Source organism: Bacteroides sp. 3_1_13, from assembly GCF_001185845.1.
GTDB lineage: Bacteria > Bacteroidota > Bacteroidia > Bacteroidales > Bacteroidaceae > Bacteroides > Bacteroides xylanisolvens.
Map to the genome: position 1 here is coordinate 2,774,441 of NZ_KQ236955.1, position 19,029 is coordinate 2,793,469.

Sequence of the window (19,029 nt, forward strand, 5' to 3'; positions counted from 1 at the left end):
CAAAGTAACATGAGAACAAGAATAACAATGATTATCTGCCTGTGCCTGCTTTTCGCGGGCAGGGCAAGCGCACAGTGGGTCGTAAGCGATCCGGGCAATCTAGCGCAGGGCATCATCAATGCCTCCAAAAACATCATCCATACCTCCAAGACCGCCACGAACATGGTGAGCAACTTTCAGGAGACGGTGAAAATCTATCAGCAGGGCAAGAAGTATTACGATGCCCTCAAATCGGTGAACAATCTGGTCAAGGACGCCCGCAAGGTGCAGCAGACCATCCTGATGGTGGGCGACATCACAGACATCTATGTGAACAGTTTCCAACGGATGCTCCGTGACGGGAATTTCAGACCCGAAGAGCTTTCCGCAATCGCTTTCGGCTACACGAAACTGCTGGAGGAAAGCAACGAAGTGTTGACGGAACTCAGGAACGTGGTGAACATCACCACGCTCTCCATGACCGACAAGGAGCGCATGGACGTGGTGGAACGCTGCCACTCGAAGATGAAGCGTTACCGCAACCTCGTGAGCTACTACACGAACAAGAACATCTCCGTGAGTTACCTGCGTGCGAAAAAGAAGAACGACCTCGACCGCATCATGGGGCTGTACGGGAACATGAACGAAAGATACTGGTAGCCTATGAAGTTCGACAACCTTCATCAGATTTTACGTTCACTTTATGAGCAGATGATGCCGCTGTGTGGGGACATGGCTGGTGTGGCGAAAGGCATCGCCGGGCTGGGTGCGCTGTTCTACGTCGCCTACCGGGTATGGCAGTCGCTGGCGAGAGCTGAACCGATAGACGTATTCCCGATGCTCCGTCCTTTTGCCATCGGTCTGTGCATCATGTTCTTCCCGACTGTGGTGCTGGGCACGATAAACAGCATCCTCTCACCCGTCGTACAGGGCACGGCAAAGATGCTGGAGGCGGAAACGCTGGACATGAACCGATACCGGGAGCAGAAGGACAAACTGGAATACGAGGCGATGGTACGCAACCCCGAAACCGCCTACCTCGTGTCCAACGAGGAATTTGACAAGCAACTGGAGGAACTCGGCTGGTCGCCCTCCGACATGGTGACGATGGCGGGAATGTATATCGACCGGGGAATGTACAACATGAAGAAGAGCATCCGCGACTTCTTCCGCGAGATACTCGAACTGCTGTTCCAAGCCGCCGCCCTCGTGATAGACACCGTCCGCACCTTCTTTCTCGTGGTGCTGGCGATTCTCGGTCCGATAGCCTTCGCCCTGTCGGTATGGGACGGTTTCCAAAACACGCTCACGCAGTGGATATGCCGCTATATACAGGTCTATCTGTGGCTACCGGTATCGGACATGTTCAGCACCATACTGGCGAAGATACAGGTTCTGATGCTGCAAAACGACATCGAGCGGATGCAGGCAGACCCGAACTTCTCGCTGGATTCGAGCGACGGGGTGTATATCGTATTCCTCTGCATCGGCATCATCGGCTACTTTACCATTCCCACCGTTGCGGGCTGGATTATCCAAGCCGGAGGCATGGGCGGTTACGGTCGCAACGTGAACCAGATGGCGGGACGAGCCGGAAGCATGGCGGGCAGCGTGGCGGGTGCAGCCGCAGGAAACGCAGTCGGACGTGTCGGCAAATTGCTGAAATAATCAATGTGCAATCATAAATTGGAAAATATAAATGGAATTCAAATCACTTAGAAACATCGAATCGTCGTTCAGGCAGATACGCCTGTTCGGTATCGTCTTCCTCTCGCTGTGCGCCGTGGTGACGGTGTGGAGCGTGTGGAACTCCTACCGTTTCGCAGAGAAGCAACGGGAGAAAATCTATGTGCTGGACAACGGCAAGAGCCTGATGCTCGCCTTGTCTCAGGATTTGTCGCAGAACCGCCCGGCGGAGGCACGGGAACATGTGCGCCGTTTCCACGAGATGTTCTTCACGCTATCACCTGAAAAAAGCGCGATTGAACACAACGTGAAACGTGCCTTGCTGCTGGCGGACAAGAGCGTGTACCACTATTATTCGGACTTCGCGGAGAAGGGGTACTACAACCGCATCATCGCCGGGAACATCAACCAAGTGCTGAAGGTGGACAGCGTGGTGTGCGACTTCAACGCCTATCCCTACCGTGCCGTGACCTACGCCACACAGAAAATCATCCGGCAGAGCAACGTCACCGAGCGCAGCCTCGTGACCACCTGCCGCCTGCTGAACGCATCGCGGTCGGATGACAACCCGAACGGTTTTACCATCGAGGGTTTCACCATCATTGAGAACAAGGATTTACAGACTATCAAACGGTAACAGGACATGAAAAGTATCAGAAAATCAATGTGGGGCATGTATTGGAAACTCCACGACAAACGGAAACGCTTGGCGGCAAGTCTCAAAGGGTATCTGGACGGCTTGCCGCCGGAAACACGCCGCCGCATCGTGCTGGGGATGTTCGCCGCCTTCGCGGTGCTTGCCCTTTACACCTTCGGCAGAGCCGTCTATGACATCGGCAGGAACGACGGCTCACATATGGAAACGGGACACGCCGGACGGGTGGAACTGCCGACCCCGGCGGAAACAGGCAATCACTTAACACCTTATTTATATGGAACAGACAAAGAATGAACCGACGAAAGAGAACAAAGCTGCTCCCGAAACGGGGAAACCGAAAAAGGAGCGCGAACCGCTGACAGAGGCGCAACGGCTGAAACGGCAGAAGATGATCGTGCTGCCCGCTATGGTGTTGGTGTTCATCGGGGCGATGTGGCTGATATTCGCCCCGTCCTCCGGCAAGGAGCAACCGCCGGGAACGGACGGATACAACACCGAGATGCCCGACGCTGACAAGGCGAACCGGCAGATTATCGGCGACAAGCTGAAAGCCTACGAGCATGGGGAGATGGAAGAGCGTCAGGAGAGCCGCAACCGTGCCATCGGGCAGCTGGGCGACATGTTCGACCGCGAGATAGCGGGAACGGAGAACGGAGTGGACTTCGACCTCGCCAATCCGGGCGGCAAGGAAGAAAGGGCAAAGCCAGCCACGCCGCAGACCATCCAGTCCTCCGCAGCCGCCTACCGTGACCTGAACGCCACGCTCGGAAACTTCTACGACCAGCCGAAAAACGACAATGCGGAGATGGACGAATTGTTGGAGCGCATCGCATCGCTGGAGTCGGAACTGGAAAGCGAGAGGGGCAAGGCTTCCTCTATGGACGAGCAGGTGGCTCTTATGGAGAAGTCCTACGAGCTGGCGGCAAAGTACATGGGCGGTCAGAACGGAGGACAGCCATCGGCGGAACAGAGGGCAGAGCCAACTACCGTGCAGAAAGGGAAGAAGAACAAGGCAATGCCTATCAGACAGGTGGAGCATCAAGTAGTTTCTTCACTCTCACAGCCTATGAGTAACGCGGAGTTTGTCGCCGCCTTATCGCAGGAACGCAACCGGGGTTTCAACACGGCTGTCGGCACGGCGGAGGTATTGGACAGGAACACCATACCGGCGTGCGTGCATGGGGCGCAGAGCGTGACGGACGGGCAGACGGTAAGGCTGCGCCTGCTGGAGCCTATGGCGGTGGCAGGCAGGACAATACCCCGGGGTGCGGTGGTGGTCGGCACGGGCAAGATACAGGGTGAGCGGCTCGACATCGAGATTACCTCGCTGGAATACGACGGCACGATTATCCCCGTGGAGCTTGCGGTCTATGACACGGACGGACAGCCCGGCATCTTCATCCCGAACTCGATGGAGATGAACGCCGTCCGGGAGGTCGCCGCCAACATGGGCGGCTCGCTGGGAAGCAGCATCAACATCTCCACCAATGCCGGGGCGCAGCTCGCCTCCGACTTGGGCAAGGGGCTGATACAAGGCACGAGCCAGTACATCGCCAAAAAGATGCGAACCGTCAAGGTGCATCTGAAAGCCGGGTACAGGGTCATGCTTTACCAAGAAAAATATTGAAAACAATAAAAATTACCACTAAAATCCAAAAGTAATGAGAAAAGTAATCATCATGTTTGCCCTCGCTATGGGCATCATAACTGCCAACGCGCAGGAGAATGTAACCGTTGAAACGACCAACGGAAGTGAACAACCGACCTTGACGAAGGAGGTCTATCCGCAGAAGGAGGCGGACGGCGACCTATATCACGGGCTGTCACGCAAGCTGACCTTCGACCGCATGATACCGCCGCACGGTCTGGAAGTGACCTACGACAAGACCGTCCACGTCATTTTTCCGGCGGAGGTGCGCTATGTCGATTTAGGCTCGCCCGACCTGATTGCCGGGAAAGCCGACGGAGCGGAGAACATCATCCGTGTGAAGGCTACCGTAAGGAATTTTCCCAACGAAACGAATATGTCCGTCATCACGGAGGACGGCAGTTTCTACACCTTCAACGTGAAGTACGCCGCCGAACCGCTGTTGCTCAACGTGGAGATGTGCGACTTCATCCATGACGGCAGCACGGTGAACCGCCCGAACAACGCGCAGGAAATCTATCTGAAAGAGCTGGGCAGCGAAAGCCCGATGCTGGTGCGCCTTATCATGAAGTCCATCCACAAACAGAACAAGCGCGAGGTGAAGCATATCGGCTGCAAGCGTTTCGGCATCCAATACCTGTTGAAAGGCATCTACACGCACAACGGCTTGCTTTATTTCCACACGGAGATAAAGAACCAGAGCAACGTGCCTTTCGATGTGGACTACATCACTTGGAAAATCGTGGACAAGAAGGTTGCGAAGCGTACTGCCGTGCAGGAGCAGATTATTCTGCCGCTCCGCGCGCAGAACTACGCCACCCTCGTGCCGGGCAAAAAGAGCGAGCGCACGGTCTTCACGATGGCGAAGTTCACCATCCCCGATGACAAGTGCCTCGTGGTGGAATTGAACGAGAAGAACGGCGGCCGTCACCAGTCCTTCGTGATTGAGAACGAGGATTTGGTACGCGCGGGTACCATCAACGAACTTCAAGTACGCTGACCATGAGAAAGTACATCGCAATAATCATCGCGTCGCTTGCCCTTTTTACAGGGCAGGCGCACGCCCAGCGGTGTCTGCCGAAGATGCAGGGCATCGAGGTGAGGGCGGACATGGCGGACGGCTTCAATCTCGGCGGCAAGGACGGCGGGTACAGCTTCGGGGCGGCTCTCTCCACCTACACGAAGAAGGGGAACAAGTGGGTGTTCGGTGGCGAATACCTGTTGAAGAACAATCCCTACAAGGACACCAAGATACCCGTGGCGCAGTTCACGGCGGAGGGCGGCTATTACTTCAAGATACTGTCGGACGCCCGAAAGATTGTTTTCGTCTATGCCGGGGCTTCGGCTCTCGCCGGATATGAGGCGGTAAATTGGGGGAAGAAGGTGCTGCATGACGGCTCCACGCTGCACGACCGGGACGCCTTCATCTACGGCGGTGCGCTGACGCTCGATGTGGAGTGTTACGTGGCAGACCGTATCGCCCTGCTTGCCAACCTGCGGGAGCGTTGCCTTTGGGGTGGCGACACACGGAAGTTCCACACGCAGTTCGGGGTCGGTATCAAGTTCATCATCAACTGACACGGGCATGGAAAGGACGGAAATAGATGCTGTCAGAAGGATGCCGCTTGCGGATTTTCTCGCACGGCTGGGGCATGAGCCTGTCAGAAGGAGCGGTAACGAGCTGTGGTATCTTGCCCCGTACAGGGGCGAGCGCACATCCTCTTTCCGTGTGAACGTGGCGAAACAGCTCTGGTACGACTTCGGTTTGGGCAAGGGCGGCGACATCTTCACGCTTGCCGGGGAGTTTCTGCAAAGCGATGACTTCATGAAGCAAGCGAAGTTCATAGCGGAAGCCGCCAATATGACGGTTGCCGGATGGGAAAAGCCCGTCTATCTCTCGAAGCCGACCGAATCCGTTTTTGAGGATGTGGAGGTCGCTCCGCTGCTCCGCTCACTGCTGACGGAGTATTTAGAGGAACGGGGCATCCCTTACGCCATCGCATCCCGTCACTGCTGCCGCTTGAACTACGGTGTGCGTGGGAAACGGTATTTTGCCGTTGGCTTTCCGAACATGGCAGGTGGCTATGAAGTCAGAAGCCGATATTTCAAGGGTTGCATACCTCCGAAGTCTGTATCACTGGTAAAGGCGAATGACATCCCGGCTGACGAGTGCCTCGTGTTCGAGGGCTTCATGGACTTTCTCTCTGCCGTGACGCTTGGTGTAACCGGTAACGCTGACTGTCTTGTGCTGAACTCAGTCGCCAACGTGGAGAAGGCGGCGGGATTGCTGGACGGATACGGGCGCATCGGCTGCTTCCTCGACCGTGACGAAGCCGGACGGCGGACGCTTGCCGCACTTACCATGCGATACGGGGAACGTGTCACCGACCGTTCCTCCCTCTATGACGGTTGCAAGGACTTGAACGAGTACCTGCAACTGACAACGAAAAAACAGAAAAACAACCATCTAAAAATCGAAGAACAATGAACATACTGAACAACAGAAACAAGAGAACATCAATATTCAAGGCAGTGGCGTTATGCCTGATAGCCGCCATGTCATTCACCCTCGTGTCATGTGACGATGACATGGACATCCAGCAGTCCTATCCCTTCACGGTGGAGGTCATGCCCGTGCCGAACAAGGTAGTAAAGGGGCAGACAGTGGAAATCCGCTGTGAACTGAAAAAGGAGGGCGACTTTTCGGGTACGCTCTATACCATCCGCTATTTCCAGTTCGAGGGGGAAGGCTCGCTCAAAATGGATAACGGCATCACCTTCCTGCCTAACGACCGCTACCTGCTGGAGAACGAAAAATTCCGCCTGTACTACACGGCGGCGGGTGATGAGGCGCATAATTTCATCGTGGTGGTGGAGGATAACTTTAGCAACTCCTACGAACTGGAATTTGACTTCAACAACAGGAATGTAAAGGACGACGATCTTACCATCGTTCCCATCGGCAACTTCAGCCCCTTGTTGAAATGATGCGTGTATTCATGACAATGCTCTGTTCACTTCTGACGGTCTGTTCTGTGTCCGCGCAGATCAGCCGCCAAGAGGGAACGGACGGGCAGGCGGCAATCTACCGACTGCCGCTTATGGAACGTGCTTTTTTATGCTGCCGCTACTTTGAAGGCTGGCACTCAGAAAAACACTACCCATACGTCGGTTGGGGTCACAAACTTTTGCCAAACGAGAAGTATTCGGCACGAACCATGACAAAACGGGATGCGGATGAACTTTTGCGGAAAGACCTGCGCAAATTTGTCGCCATGTTCCGTAAATTCGGGGTTGATTCGATTTTGCTTGGCACGTTAGCTTACAATGTGGGACCGGCGAAGCTGTTAGGCAGCAAAACAATCCCCAAAAGCACCTTAATCAAGAAGCTGGAAGCTGGTGACAGGAACATCTACCGTGAGTATATAGCCTTCTGCAACTACAAAGGAAAACGCCACGCCATGCTGCTCAAACGGAGAAAGGCGGAGTTTGCGCTGTTGTATATCCCATAAAAGGACTGACAAAACTGGCAAAAGACGTGCCATATTTAACTTGGCACGTCTTTTGCTCTATCACTTGATAGATTATCGTAGGATTTTCTCGTTAATTGACATCGTTGAGCCATTTTTGCCTATCGGTTTCCAAATAACACTTCAAGTTGTAAGTGTTGTGAGAGCAATACAAAACATAGTTATTAACCATAAAAAGTATAGCGAAATTATGAAGAAAGTATTTAGGAAAATTCAGAAAGGAACAACAAAAATGATTGAACGTATCAAATCGTTGGGGGAAATGGAGACGAAGCAGAAATGTGTAGTTCAACGGTTCGAGATTATCATTCCCCTCCACCAAAAAATAACGACCCAATATATAGCCTCCGCAAGTTTTACTTGCGGATTTTTTAGTTATCGCAGATTGGACAAAGGTTTCTTTGCTACTTTCTTTGTCCGCCATCATGCTCACTGAAAGAAAGTAGGGCGGCTCTCGCCGCCCCGCCACTCAAAAGCGTGTGTAAAGTCCCGTCACCATCGTGAACATTTCCTCCAGCATATCAAAATAGATACCCTCGTGTACGGCAATGTCCTTTGTCTTGCACTCAAAGGTCTTTTTGCTGAACGTCCTGCGGTAGAAGCGCATATTGTAGAGGTCTGCCCCTTCGTCATAGATGATGTCAAGGCGGTTGGCACTTGTTTTGTTCCTTGCAAGGCTCATCCGTAAGCCGTTGCCCATATCTATGAAATCACGGCTACCTGTCATGGCGGTGAAGCGTTTTCCGCCTATCTGCTGTAATATCGTCTTGGCTATCATATCTTTTGTTTTTAGGGTTTTAAGTATTGGCGGTGCGGACACCGCCATCCCGTTCAAAATTCTCGCATTTCGGAAATGGGGGTCTGCCGTTGTAGCCACTCTTTCACACATTCCATATTGTACTCGCTCGTGATGACTGCCGTATGGCTGTCGGTGGCGGTGAAACGTGTGCTTTCGTAATCATCTATCCACCCCTTGAGGGTGTCCGTTCCCCACGCTCCGGTATCGTCAAAGATACCGTCCAATGCCGTGATAGGTTCGCTGAACTTGACTATCAGCGTTTGATAGGTCGTGTTCATAGTCTGTCCTCCTTTCCCTTCTTTGCGTTCAGCCACTTGTCCCGTGCGGCTCGGCACTCGTCCAACGTGGGTTTGACACAAGAGAACAATTCTCTGTCTATGGGGTGGCGGTAGTCGTACTGCACAAGTGTCCGCCTGCGTCTTCCGATACCCGATTGGAAACGCTCGTATTTCTCCGTACCTGCTTCCGCGCAGGTGCTTACTCCGTTGATGGTCATTCGTGTTGTCATAATGTTGCTTTTTAGATGGTTAAAAATGTACTGACAGAACTCTGTTCTTCATCACCATTTCGGGGTTGCTTGTGTAGCGTTGGTGCAGGTAGAAATGGTGTGAGCCGAAGCCGTAAAGGAAAAACTTGTCAAGTTCGTGCTTCTCGGCAAACTCCTTTACGCTCTTTCTCAATTCCCCCTCACTCGTTGTGAGAGTGAGGAGGTTCACAAATTCAAGGAACATCGTGGGGATTGCATCATCCCACACACAAATCATACTTTCAATTCTTACTTCCATATCAATGTTGTTTTAGGGGTTATGCTATGCCGCTTTCATCCGCTCACGGATAAGGTTGGCGTTCTTGTTCACAAGGTCTATGATGCGCTCGTGATATTCGGTGTCCTGGTTGTGCTTGCCGTGGCACTGCACCACTTCGAGGGTTCGCAAGTCCACCTCTACGGTTTCAATAATCTCATCGCCAATCCTTGCCGATAGTATGAGGGTGTCGGCTTTCTTGTAGTATCCACTGCCAAACACGCAGATGCCCTGCGTCTTGCCCTCGTTGTAATACTCGTCTATGCTTTCAAGCACCTTGACGATTATTTCCTCGTCCGTGATTACCAAGCCGAAGAATTTGGATTTGTTGGCGATGAAATCCTCCGCATCTTTCTTTCGTTGGAGTTGTCGCTGTTGCTCACGCTCACGCCTTTCAATCTCCCAACGGCGTTGCTCTGCGGCTCTTTCCTTCTCGTGTATGGCTTCAATTTTTCGGGTTGCGTTGTCGTGTGCCGCCATGAAATCTTCGGGACAGATGTTCTTCGGGTTACGGAGGTCTTGACCGAGTTTTTTGAGCATACGCAGATAGTCGCACCACATTGAGAGGTTGTCTATCTGATACTTGTGACGCTTGGCAATCAGATATGATGCCCAACATTCATCGGCAGTACGGGTATTGAAAAGAAAGTGTTTCATGACCTCAATCTCACCGCCTTTCATAAGGGTTTCAATTCTTGGGTCTGAAAGCAAGGCTTTGAAAAGACGCACGGGGGAGATGCCGTGGAAATCGCCCTTGAAGCCGTTACGTCTGAGTTGGGGCAATATCCTCATCTTTGGATATGCACAGCTTCTTGCCACCACATCATCGTATAGGCTGTTGTGCGGTCTTACCTCCATATCGCTGCCTAATGCCCACACATCGCAATAGCAGAAAAGGAAGCCACGGAGCAACGCCATGTCCGTAACCTTGCCGTCGGGTGAAATCCAACGCTGCACGACCTCGTGGCAGTAGAAACGCATCGGTTCGCCTTTCCTGCTCTCGCATCTGACCTGCGCCACGCGGATTACCTGATACCCTTTGCAGGTGGTTATCACGCTGAAATTCTGCGTTTCCTTGTAGATGCGTCTGCGTGTGTCCTGCACTTTGAGTTCGGCATGGCATTTGGGGCAGGTGCAGCCTTCAAGGGTGTCGCATAGTCCGCTGTCGCTGTGCCACTCGTGACCGCAGTCGGAACAGGTGATGTTCCCTTTCTTGGTGCGGTAGCCGATATGCTCAACGCAGTGGCGGTATGCCCAATCTATTTGTGTCGCTGATATGGGGCGAAGGTTGGCGGAAAGTCTTGCCACCTCTTTCTGTATCTTGGTCTTCGGTTTCATAAGCCTAAATCAAATAATGAGGGTTGGGGTTGGTTTTCTTTTCTCGCTGACGGTCTGTGGCGGTTCTGCAACTTGCGGAGTTCCTCCTCTTGGTATTTGCGGACAGCGTTCTGACGTGCCTCCGCCTTTTCCTCTGCCGTGAGTTTCACAACGTGGTTCACAACCACTTGGCAGTCCATCGGTTTGCCCACCTCTATCTCGTTTTCCTCATAGTAGTGGATGGCTTGCCCGAATATCTCTCCGTCCGTGAAACCGTTGCAACCGCTTTTCTGCACATAGTTCAGAATGTGGGTCACGCACTCGTCCATGTTCTTGGCAGGGTTGCGGTACTTCTTTGCAAATAGCGCATCTTCCTCCGCACGCTGTTCCAAGTACATATATATCGTTCTCTTGAAATGGTCTGTTCCTTTCATATCGCTGTCATTTTTAGATTATCTGTTTCAGTATCTCTCTCCAATAGGTCGGCTCTACCTCGCTGAGAAGGAAGTCCATGAAATCCCTCCGTGCGTCCTTGTTCAGTTCGTGGTACAATCTTCGGAAAGTTTCAAAATTGCCGTTGATGTACGTTTCCACCATATACACGAAGATGTTGTCCACCTCGTAATATCTGCACTGCTGCGCTGCCGTCTTGCTGTTTCTTTTTGCCATGTCGGTAAGGGTTAAAGGGTGAATAACCAAAGGATGAAGCCAAAGAAGGCAATGGTGGAAAGGATAGCCACGATTACACCTATCGCCACTCGGAACACTCCGTTTACAATCTCTCTGATGATGCCCCAAAGGATGCCGAACACCCCGAAGGCGGTGCGCATCATCAAGCCGCATATCGCCAACCCGATGTGTTGCGCCATTTGTCTGAAATTTGCCGTTGCCGTCATATCTTCGCTGTTTTTGATTTTTTTGTTTTTAATGCGGATTCAAGAGCTGAGGGAGTTGAGTTTCAAACTATCTTATCTGCCTCTCGTTTATCCGACATTTTTTTTATGCGTCTTTCTGTCGCATCGGTCGTTTTCGTTTCGGGTGCTTGAAAAGGTAGGGATTAGGGAATGCAAGGTTTTTCGGTCAAAATACTACCCGCAGGGCTGGAGATTTTTACCGAAAACAGGAGGCTTGACCTTGCTTTCCCGTCCAATCCCGGAATTACCTTTGCGCCCAGAACGAAAATGACTGACTGATGCGGCTTACTGAAAGGCGCAAAATGGAGGTAAACGAAAACAGAGGCAGATTGTGTAGAAAAAAACTTCAGGGGAAAATCCGTAAAAAAAAGAATCACCAAAAGGAAAAAGACATCACCGGAAGCGTGAAAAGGGCAAACCACAACAAAGGAAGTATGATTGTTTCCGATCCGACGAAACTTGTTCAGCCGGGTGGCAACAATCATTCTTCCCGGTTTGTCCGGCTGTGTGTGGGCGCCTGTTTCATTCATGGGGCAGGCTGACACACTCTGCATTCACTTTCCGCTTCCGGCAAAAGAGACAGCGAAAAAAGAAAAATCATTTGAAAACCCGTAAAAGCACCTCTTGGCATAGGCGCAAAAGAAAGGGGCATTGCTTCATCTGTCTAAACATCGTTTAGGCGTGAGGCAATGCCCTTTTCTCCAGCTATGCGGTAGTCGGCACACGTTTGTTCCAAACTCGTTTTGGGCAATGGTGTGCCGACGGACAATACCGCTTTTACGGAAAATTCTTATGAATGAGGGGATAAAAAACGGGAGTTTATATCAAAATCTCGAATTAAATAGCTACTTTTGCATACGAAGAGTTCTTTGAAGGTTACGCAACGCGCAGAAGGATAATGCAGTAGATAACTAACTAAATCGTAACCTATTACTATCAAGAGCAATTAACCTACGCTCATTTCCAATAAATTACACTCTTTTCGTAACTTCACGTTGCAAAGTTACAATAAAAAGAGGAATAAAGGCAGACGGTTTGTTTTTAGAACCGAATCTCCATTTAATTTCATAGAAATCTCTATCTTTGTTACTCGTTTTTTTTGAGTTTGAATTTTAATTGGATATACAATAATGAAAATAGGAGATAAAGTACGCTTTCTTAGTGAGGTAGGCGGTGGAATCGTAACTGGATTCCAGGGAAAGGATTTTGTGTTGGTAGAAGATGCAGATGGGTTTGATATTCCAATGCCGATACGCGAGTGTGTCGTGATTGAAACAGATGACTATAATATGAGGCGTAAACCCGGTTCGTCTGCGCCGAAACCGGAAGAACCTGTTAAACCGGTAAAACCGGAGATGCCTGTTATTCAACGTCAGCCGGAGGTGCGTGGAGGAGATACTTTGAATGTATTTCTGGCTTATGTGCCCGAAGACGCAAAAGCGATGATGACTACTCCTTTTGAAACTTATCTGGTAAATGATAGCAATTATTATTTGTATTACACTTATTTGAGTGCCGAAGGGAAAGCATGGAAGAACCGTTCGCACGGTTTGGTGGAGCCTAATACAAAATTGCTGTTGGAAGAGTTCACCAAAGATGTACTGAATGATATGGAACGGGTGGCTGTTCAGTTGATCGCCTTCAAGGACGGTAAGCCTGCGGCTATCAAACCGGCTGTTAGTGTGGAGATACGGATCGATACCGTGAAGTTCTATAAACTTCATACCTTTAGCGATTCTGATTTCTTTGAAGAACCGGCTTTGATTTATGACATTGTGAAAGATGATATGCCTGCCAAACAAGTATATGTTTCGGCGGAGGAGATTCAAAAGGCTTTGTTGCAGAAGAAGTCTGTAGATAAACCGAAGTCACAACCTATTGTGAAACCAAACCATACTACTCATGGCGGAAAGAGCGGAATTATTGAAATAGATCTTCATATTGATTCTTTGCTGGATGATACTCAAGGGATGGGCAATGCTGAAATACTGAATTATCAATTGGATAAGTTTCGCGAAGTGATGGAAACTTATAAGAATAAGCGTGAACAGAAGATTGTCTTTATTCACGGCAAGGGGGATGGGGTACTTCGAAAGGCTGTCATTGATGAATTGAAACGGAAATATAGTAATTGCCGTTATCAGGATGCTTCTTTCCAGGAATATGGGTTTGGGGCTACGATGGTGACTATTAAATAATAGTATAAAAAAAGTGGAAGCCAACCGGCTTCCACCCTCTCTCTCTTTTACATATTAATCATTTTACTTATTCAGTTCAATACCTTTATTCTGTAAAGTGATATTCATCAAAGCTGCATACTTGGCGTACTGTTCAGCACTAAGAGTCTTTCTCATCAGTTTCAAGTTACCATAAACAGCGTTGCGCAATTTTGCTTCTTTATCTTTCTTCGCTGTTGTGGCTCTTGACATCTGTGTGGAGAAATAATCGCAAATATTGGCTACTTCTTCACTCTGATCGGAGTTTAACTTTAAATATTTGCCTAGTTTACTTACATTGATGTTACCTTCCCATTTTGCAGTTGTAGGCTGATTTCCGGCTGCAAATGTTGAAGCAGCAAGGCAGAGCGCTGCCACTAATGTTAATCCTAAACGTTTCATAATACCTACTTTTTTAATTGTTATACCTAAAAACTATTCCTAAAAACAAATCTAATACCTATTGAAAATACTGTCTAAGCGCTTAGCTTTTTCTTTTTACCTATGCAAATATAAGAATATGTTTTATAGCATAAAAATAAAGAAAAGGAAAAGATTCTTTTTAGGCTGATTTCTTGATGTAAGTCAAGAGATGATCTGCTTTTTGATATAAAAATACCTTTTTATGAAACATTTTTGTAATACGTGTGCGAAAACGATAGTAGAGTATTTCTCTATTTTAGGATTTATTGCTGTTAAAATGATATTGAGCAAAGGAATGTGACTAGGAACGGAACGCTGAAATCGACAACAAAGCCATGGAAGATGGAAATGATTACAAATTCCTTTCCCGAATATCGGGTAATGATAGGAAGAGTGGTATCCATCGTTGTGGCTCCACCAACAGAAATAGGAGCTAGCTTTCCAAAATATTTCACTAATAAGGGTGCACACAGCAAAGCGATAATTTCACGCATAATATTGGAAAGTAATGCGATAGTTCCCAATTCGGGACCTTTATATTCGGTGATAAATATGCTGGAGAGCGAGTAATAACCAAATCCGGCTCCAACTGCCATACAGTCTAAAGGACTTCGCTGGCTCATAAAAGCTCCCGCTATGGCGCAGCCTGCTAATGTGCCGAGTATCGTCATGATAGGAAGGAATACAAGCCGGGGATTCAGGGACCGAAAACTCTTCAGGGTGTTCGGATCGTTACCGATGCTGATACCTACGCAGAACATGAGTCCGCAGAGGGCATAGTAACTAAGTTTACTGTCGGTGAAGTCGTATGGGATAAGATGGTAAACTCCACAAAGAGTGCCGATAATGAAAAAAGAGACAATAATCAAACTACCTTTCATGCTTTTGTCTCCTTTCCTTTACTATATAATAGGTACCACAAGCCCCATGCACATAAAGTACTTCCTATGACCGCAGCTACCGTGATGACAACAGCTTCCAGTCCAAGAGTGTGTAATCCTTTGATGATAGATTCATTACCCCCTACATCTATTCCGAGAAGAAAGAGAAGAATCCATATAAGGAGAGTGATTATCTTGTGTATCCATGATAGTCTTTTACTGCGTAACAAGTAGCCAAGAAGCATGCCTGTCAGCATAATTCCAATAATGATAAACATAGTTAGTGCCTGCTTTTTGGCTGCAAAGATAGTATTAAATGTAAATCTTGGCTAATCTCTTCCACGATTTCTTTCATGGCTATTGACAGACATTCGACCATATCATCCACGCAAGCGGCATTGACAGACGGTGAATCTTCAAAACTACGGTTTATCGCAGTCTGCTATCCATAATTTATGATTTGTTTTCATCGTTGTGGTTTTTCTATATGAATGATCTTACTTGTCTCCGTACTGATTCCAATCATCCCAATTCCTCCATGTACATTGCTGGGGTACTTGATTGGTTCATTTATTGTTTCATCGTAAGCGTCGGAATCTACCAGGTTAAGTGCTTTCAGATAGTAATATTCTGTTTCCGTGATGCTTAAAAGACGTACAATAATATCCATCTTTACATTGGTGCCGTATTCAGGAAATCCGTCAATATCTGTCTGGTTGTAAACCGTCATTGTGTAAGATGTATTTTTGAATCGTGAGTCGTCGAATACACCATATATATTCTTTACGGTGTCGAACATGCCGTTGTCTTCGTCATCGCTGTTGGTGGGCTGTCCGTCTGTCAGCACAATATCCTCGCGGGATATAAAATGATAGCGATGTATTGTCCGGCTGACAAATTCCCCTGTTTCTTCATTATAGTCTTTCACTGTCATTTGCTTATCCATGATAAGCCGGTAGTAATTATCTTCGTTGGATCGATCTTTGATATTGATTTTGTATCGGAGAAAATTCTGCGTATAATAATACTTTGTCATTGGAATGGTGACCGTATCGATATCAGCTATTTCATGTGGACGCTGTGGTACGGTCACTTCAGTCCATGCGTGATATTGTCCGTCGTCTGTGAGGGCGTCGATACGAACTACATCTCCGGGAGTAAATTTGCTGGAAATATGGAAGCGGCATTGCATATCTCCTTCCGTTTGGGGTGGGAGCGGACGTAAACTTTCTGATAACTGTCCGTTAACGCGTACTTCCACCGTGGCATTTTCTACATGAGTGGCGTATCCTCTTCCCGTGAAATTGAGATAGAGAACGTTGGTCAGACTGTCTGCGTTGATTAGTGCGTTCATCACTAGTTTGGGGGGATTGTCCTTTACACTAAAAGGGAGTTCGTTTTCGCAAGAAACTGTTGTCAGCAATGCTATTAACAGGATAAATGGATAACATATACGAGTTCTCATAATGGGTTTAGAATTTATAAGTGTAAGTGAATGATGGAATTAATGGAAGTATAGTATACTTCTTGATAATCGGTTTGTTGGGATCGTTTTTGCTGGTGCTGCGATATACAAAGGTAGGATTCATCGCATTATATGCATTATACAGACTGATATTCCAGGTACGCATACCATGTTTGGTCTTTTTGTTGAAATTGACTCCCACATTCAACCGGTGACTGGCTGGTAACCGGTAATTATTACGATGCTCCACATATGAAGCTTCTCCGATGGTGGGTGAAGTTATGCTTGAATCAAAATAATCTCCATATCCATATCCTCCCCCAAATCCGTTGTTTGTGCCGTCACTAGGACGGATGACAGCGGTTTTCTCTTCAGGGATTGTACTTGTTCCACCTGTATAGAACACCCAGGAAGCACCGATGTCGATACGGTCGCTGAACTTATGGTTGATTGTCAGGTTGATATTGTGTCTTCGGTCATATTTATATGGGAACCGTTCACCGTTGTTGATACCGCCTTTGGCAAACTGACGATCACTTTTGGATAAAGTGTAGGACAACCATCCTGTTGTTCTTCCAAGGGTTTTCTGTGCCATAAACTCAATGCCGGCCGAACGTCCTTTGCCCATTTCCACTTTGTTTTCCCAACCGGAGGAAGAACCGAAGAAACTGACGCCTTCCTTATATTCCAGCACATTATACATATCCTTATAATACCCTTCTACCGAGAATTCCCATCCTTTGATTCCCGTATAGTATCCGCCCAATGAATATTGGTGGGAGCGCATTGGCTTGATCTTTTTAGTGACCGGAACCCATAAATCCGTAGGCATGGCAATGGGCATTGACGATAGTAAATGTACATATTGGCTCATTTGGGTATAAGATGCTTTCAGGGTTACATCTTTTCCCAATTGATAGCGTGCGGAAACACGTGGTTGCAAGGAAAAGTAACTTTGTTTTTGCACATGAAACAATGAGAAATGCAGTCCGAGATTCAGGCGCAGACGATCATTCATCTTGATGTTGTCTTCCAGGTAAGCGGATAACTCATGTCCGTAAATCCGGTTGTTGGCTATGCTGTGGTAGGTTGTGTCCAGGTCTATTTTATCTCCTGTCTTATTGGAGATTTTAGAGGTCATAACTTCCGGGCGGAAACGATGATAGATATATCCTGTTCCAAATTTGAGGTGGTGTTTGGGAGATGGATTATAATCGAAGTCGATCTGGTAATTCCAATCATTGATTCCCGAACGGTAATCGGCTGAATACCGGTTGGTAAATGATGTACCGCTACTGCCGAGATATTGATTGTTGGTATATGAGTTGATGTCGAATAAATAGTTGCTGTAGGAGACTGTCGTATTGCAGAATAAACGGTTGTTGAATACATAGTTCCATCTGGCAGAAAGAATCGTGTTTCCCCAATTCATTTTGCTTCCGTCTTTGAAATCTGTATTTCCGTCATAATTGGCAGCAAAATGATCCTTTCCATTGTAGGCAGATAGATAGACGCGGCTCCGGTCGGAGAATTTATGATTGATTTTGGCATTGATGTCATAAAAATAATAACTGTATTCCTCGTCATCCGGCATGAATGGTTTAGCGATGAGGTCGAGATACGAACGTCTGGCGGAAATATTGAAAGACGTTTTCCCTTTCACAATCGGACCCTCCAGGTTGATTTTGCTAGTTAGTAGTCCGATACTAAGTGTGCCGTGGTATTTCTGCATATCTCCGTCATTGGTACGGACGTCGATGACAGAAGAAAGCCGTCCGCCGAAACGTGCCGGAAAAGAACTTTTGAATAGTGTTACTTTTTTGACGGCTTCCGGAGTAAAAACCGAAAAGAATCCGAACATATGGTCTACGTTATATACAGGAATCCCGTCAAGTAAGATTAGATTTTGATCCGGGCTTCCACCACGTATATACAGTCCGGCAGATCCATCTACTCCTGCCTGTACGCCGGGCATCAGTTGGATGGCTTTCATTACATCTGCCTCTCCCAGTATGCTCGGAGTATTTTTTATTTGCGTCATTGGAATTTCGATAGATCCCATTTGGGTGGCTATAGTTCCTGTCTCGGTTTTGTCGGAAACGATGACTACTTCCTGCAATTGCGTGTTACCCTGCATGCGGATATTTAATAATGTATCTTGTGAGAGCGTAAAATGATGCGCTTCTGTGGCATAGCCCAGATAGGAGAAACGCAGTTCGGTTTCTCCTTCGGGCAGGGTGATGCTGTAAAAACCGTAAGGATTGGTGGTTGTTCCTTGATTTTGATGACTCTCAATGATGTTGGTTCCAATCAACGTCTCGGAAGACGTCCCATCAGTGACATATCCGCTGATAGTGAACTTGCGGCTTACAGTTTTTGATTCTTTTTTCTTTTGCAGAAGGATATGCCGGCCGGTGAACTGATAACTGATCTGCTCATTTTTGAACGCAAGGTCAAGTATCTCACGCAAAGGCTTATCCTTTACTTGCAAATTGATTTTATGTTTTATGGTAATTTCCTCACTGTAGATAAAGGAATATCCGGTTGAATTCTCAATCCGTTTGACGAATTCTTTCAATGTGGCGTTTCGTAGTGTCAGCGAAAGTCGGGCGTCCGCATTTTGCGCGTATATTTGTGTGGTGATAAGGAATGCTACCCCTATCAGAACAATGGTTCTGACAGGGAAGCGATCTTGGAATATAATATTCAT

General features: G+C 48.1%; 27 protein-coding genes. 13 read left to right on the top strand and 14 right to left on the bottom strand.

Annotated features, from left to right (window positions below; translation table 11 throughout):
* Positions 1–9 precede the first annotated feature (9 nt).
* The 11 genes from HMPREF9009_RS09960 (at position 10) to HMPREF9009_RS26380 (ending at position 7,937) form a co-directional block, all read left to right on the top strand.
* Positions 10–639 (top strand): DUF4141 domain-containing protein, encoded by a 630-nt coding sequence (locus tag HMPREF9009_RS09960; protein ID WP_004304283.1) that lies wholly within the window; start codon positions 10–12, stop codon positions 637–639.
* Positions 640–642: 3 nt separating this feature from the next.
* Entirely contained in the window at positions 643–1,647 is a 1,005-nt protein-coding gene (traJ, locus tag HMPREF9009_RS09965; RefSeq protein ID WP_004291518.1) for a conjugative transposon protein TraJ, read from the top strand.
* 31 nt (positions 1,648–1,678) lie between these two features.
* On the top strand, positions 1,679–2,302 hold the full coding sequence (traK, locus tag HMPREF9009_RS09970; RefSeq protein WP_004291519.1) for a conjugative transposon protein TraK: 624 nt from the start codon (positions 1,679–1,681) through the stop codon (positions 2,300–2,302).
* A 6-nt stretch (positions 2,303–2,308) separates the two neighbouring features.
* Complete coding sequence (locus tag HMPREF9009_RS09975) at positions 2,309–2,617, top strand: TraL conjugative transposon family protein (RefSeq protein ID WP_004291520.1); 309 nt, start codon at positions 2,309–2,311, stop codon at positions 2,615–2,617.
* The gene (gene traM / locus HMPREF9009_RS09980) at positions 2,598–3,950 is read left to right on the top strand and encodes a conjugative transposon protein TraM (RefSeq protein WP_004291521.1); all 1,353 of its coding nucleotides are present in this window, start codon (positions 2,598–2,600) and stop codon (positions 3,948–3,950) included. The genes HMPREF9009_RS09975 and traM overlap by 20 nt, the downstream gene beginning before the upstream one ends.
* A gap of 34 nt (positions 3,951–3,984) precedes the next feature.
* Positions 3,985–4,971 (top strand): conjugative transposon protein TraN, encoded by a 987-nt coding sequence (gene traN / locus HMPREF9009_RS09985; RefSeq protein ID WP_004291522.1) that lies wholly within the window; start codon positions 3,985–3,987, stop codon positions 4,969–4,971.
* A gap of 2 nt (positions 4,972–4,973) precedes the next feature.
* Positions 4,974–5,549 carry a conjugal transfer protein TraO gene (locus tag HMPREF9009_RS09990; protein WP_004291523.1) on the top strand — a complete coding sequence of 192 codons (576 nt, stop codon included), beginning with the start codon at positions 4,974–4,976 and terminating at the stop codon, positions 5,547–5,549.
* A gap of 7 nt (positions 5,550–5,556) precedes the next feature.
* Positions 5,557–6,459, top strand: a complete 903-nt coding sequence (locus HMPREF9009_RS09995) for a toprim domain-containing protein (RefSeq protein WP_004291524.1) — start codon at positions 5,557–5,559, stop codon at positions 6,457–6,459.
* Complete coding sequence (locus tag HMPREF9009_RS10000; protein ID WP_004291525.1) at positions 6,456–6,959, top strand: DUF3872 domain-containing protein; 504 nt, start codon at positions 6,456–6,458, stop codon at positions 6,957–6,959. Before HMPREF9009_RS09995 ends, HMPREF9009_RS10000 begins: the two co-directional genes overlap by 4 nt.
* Entirely contained in the window at positions 6,956–7,483 is a 528-nt protein-coding gene (locus HMPREF9009_RS10005; RefSeq protein ID WP_004291526.1) for a glycoside hydrolase family protein, read from the top strand. The genes HMPREF9009_RS10000 and HMPREF9009_RS10005 overlap by 4 nt, the downstream gene beginning before the upstream one ends.
* Before the next feature lie 64 nt (positions 7,484–7,547).
* Positions 7,548–7,937, top strand: coding sequence for a hypothetical protein (locus tag HMPREF9009_RS26380; protein WP_004291527.1), 390 nt, complete (start codon positions 7,548–7,550; stop codon positions 7,935–7,937).
* Positions 7,938–7,970: 33 nt separating this feature from the next.
* On the opposite strand, the gene HMPREF9009_RS10015 is transcribed toward HMPREF9009_RS26380, so the two are convergent.
* From HMPREF9009_RS10015 to HMPREF9009_RS26385, 9 genes are all read right to left on the bottom strand, one after another.
* Positions 7,971–8,279 (bottom strand): hypothetical protein, encoded by a 309-nt coding sequence (locus tag HMPREF9009_RS10015; RefSeq protein WP_004304290.1) that lies wholly within the window; start codon positions 8,277–8,279, stop codon positions 7,971–7,973.
* Between the two features lie 53 nt (positions 8,280–8,332).
* Positions 8,333–8,578: a DUF6956 domain-containing protein gene (locus HMPREF9009_RS10020; protein ID WP_004291529.1), complete on the bottom strand. Its 246-nt coding sequence runs from the start codon at positions 8,576–8,578 to the stop codon at positions 8,333–8,335.
* Positions 8,575–8,808, bottom strand: coding sequence for a DUF3873 domain-containing protein (locus HMPREF9009_RS24825; RefSeq protein WP_004304291.1), 234 nt, complete (start codon positions 8,806–8,808; stop codon positions 8,575–8,577). The genes HMPREF9009_RS10020 and HMPREF9009_RS24825 overlap by 4 nt, the downstream gene beginning before the upstream one ends.
* A gap of 19 nt (positions 8,809–8,827) precedes the next feature.
* On the bottom strand, positions 8,828–9,085 hold the full coding sequence (locus HMPREF9009_RS10025) for a hypothetical protein (protein WP_004291531.1): 258 nt from the start codon (positions 9,083–9,085) through the stop codon (positions 8,828–8,830).
* A gap of 24 nt (positions 9,086–9,109) precedes the next feature.
* Complete coding sequence (locus tag HMPREF9009_RS10030) at positions 9,110–10,441, bottom strand: PcfJ domain-containing protein (RefSeq protein ID WP_004291532.1); 1,332 nt, start codon at positions 10,439–10,441, stop codon at positions 9,110–9,112.
* Entirely contained in the window at positions 10,438–10,854 is a 417-nt protein-coding gene (locus tag HMPREF9009_RS10035) for a PcfK-like family protein (RefSeq protein ID WP_004291533.1), read from the bottom strand. Before HMPREF9009_RS10035 ends, HMPREF9009_RS10030 begins: the two co-directional genes overlap by 4 nt.
* Positions 10,855–10,867: 13 nt before the next feature.
* A complete protein-coding gene (locus HMPREF9009_RS10040) occupies positions 10,868–11,089 on the bottom strand; it encodes a hypothetical protein (RefSeq protein ID WP_004291534.1) in 222 nt (73 codons plus the stop codon).
* An 11-nt stretch (positions 11,090–11,100) separates the two neighbouring features.
* The gene (locus tag HMPREF9009_RS10045) at positions 11,101–11,316 is read right to left on the bottom strand and encodes a hypothetical protein (protein ID WP_004291535.1); all 216 of its coding nucleotides are present in this window, start codon (positions 11,314–11,316) and stop codon (positions 11,101–11,103) included.
* Positions 11,317–11,477: 161 nt separating this feature from the next.
* Positions 11,478–11,888, bottom strand: coding sequence for a hypothetical protein (locus tag HMPREF9009_RS26385; RefSeq protein ID WP_004291538.1), 411 nt, complete (start codon positions 11,886–11,888; stop codon positions 11,478–11,480).
* Positions 11,889–11,994: 106 nt separating this feature from the next.
* Between HMPREF9009_RS26385 and HMPREF9009_RS26390 the strand changes: the two genes are divergently transcribed.
* Both HMPREF9009_RS26390 and HMPREF9009_RS10055 read left to right on the top strand, forming a co-directional pair.
* Positions 11,995–12,207, top strand: a complete 213-nt coding sequence (locus tag HMPREF9009_RS26390; protein WP_007567577.1) for a hypothetical protein — start codon at positions 11,995–11,997, stop codon at positions 12,205–12,207.
* Between the two features lie 257 nt (positions 12,208–12,464).
* Positions 12,465–13,532 carry a DUF2027 domain-containing protein gene (locus tag HMPREF9009_RS10055; protein ID WP_049702046.1) on the top strand — a complete coding sequence of 356 codons (1,068 nt, stop codon included), beginning with the start codon at positions 12,465–12,467 and terminating at the stop codon, positions 13,530–13,532.
* A 63-nt stretch (positions 13,533–13,595) separates the two neighbouring features.
* Here the strand turns inward: HMPREF9009_RS10055 and HMPREF9009_RS10060 are convergent, their stop codons facing one another.
* The 5 genes from HMPREF9009_RS10060 to HMPREF9009_RS10080 form a co-directional block, all read right to left on the bottom strand.
* Positions 13,596–13,952: a hypothetical protein gene (locus HMPREF9009_RS10060; protein ID WP_004316265.1), complete on the bottom strand. Its 357-nt coding sequence runs from the start codon at positions 13,950–13,952 to the stop codon at positions 13,596–13,598.
* 293 nt (positions 13,953–14,245) lie between these two features.
* A complete protein-coding gene (locus tag HMPREF9009_RS10065) occupies positions 14,246–14,854 on the bottom strand; it encodes a LysO family transporter (RefSeq protein WP_004307956.1) in 609 nt (202 codons plus the stop codon).
* Positions 14,851–15,132 (bottom strand): LysO family transporter, encoded by a 282-nt coding sequence (locus HMPREF9009_RS10070; RefSeq protein WP_004321999.1) that lies wholly within the window; start codon positions 15,130–15,132, stop codon positions 14,851–14,853. The genes HMPREF9009_RS10065 and HMPREF9009_RS10070 overlap by 4 nt, the downstream gene beginning before the upstream one ends.
* A gap of 188 nt (positions 15,133–15,320) precedes the next feature.
* Positions 15,321–16,319: a DUF4249 domain-containing protein gene (locus HMPREF9009_RS10075; RefSeq protein WP_008776242.1), complete on the bottom strand. Its 999-nt coding sequence runs from the start codon at positions 16,317–16,319 to the stop codon at positions 15,321–15,323.
* 7 nt (positions 16,320–16,326) lie between these two features.
* The gene (locus HMPREF9009_RS10080; RefSeq protein ID WP_015531371.1) at positions 16,327–19,029 is read right to left on the bottom strand and encodes a TonB-dependent receptor; all 2,703 of its coding nucleotides are present in this window, start codon (positions 19,027–19,029) and stop codon (positions 16,327–16,329) included.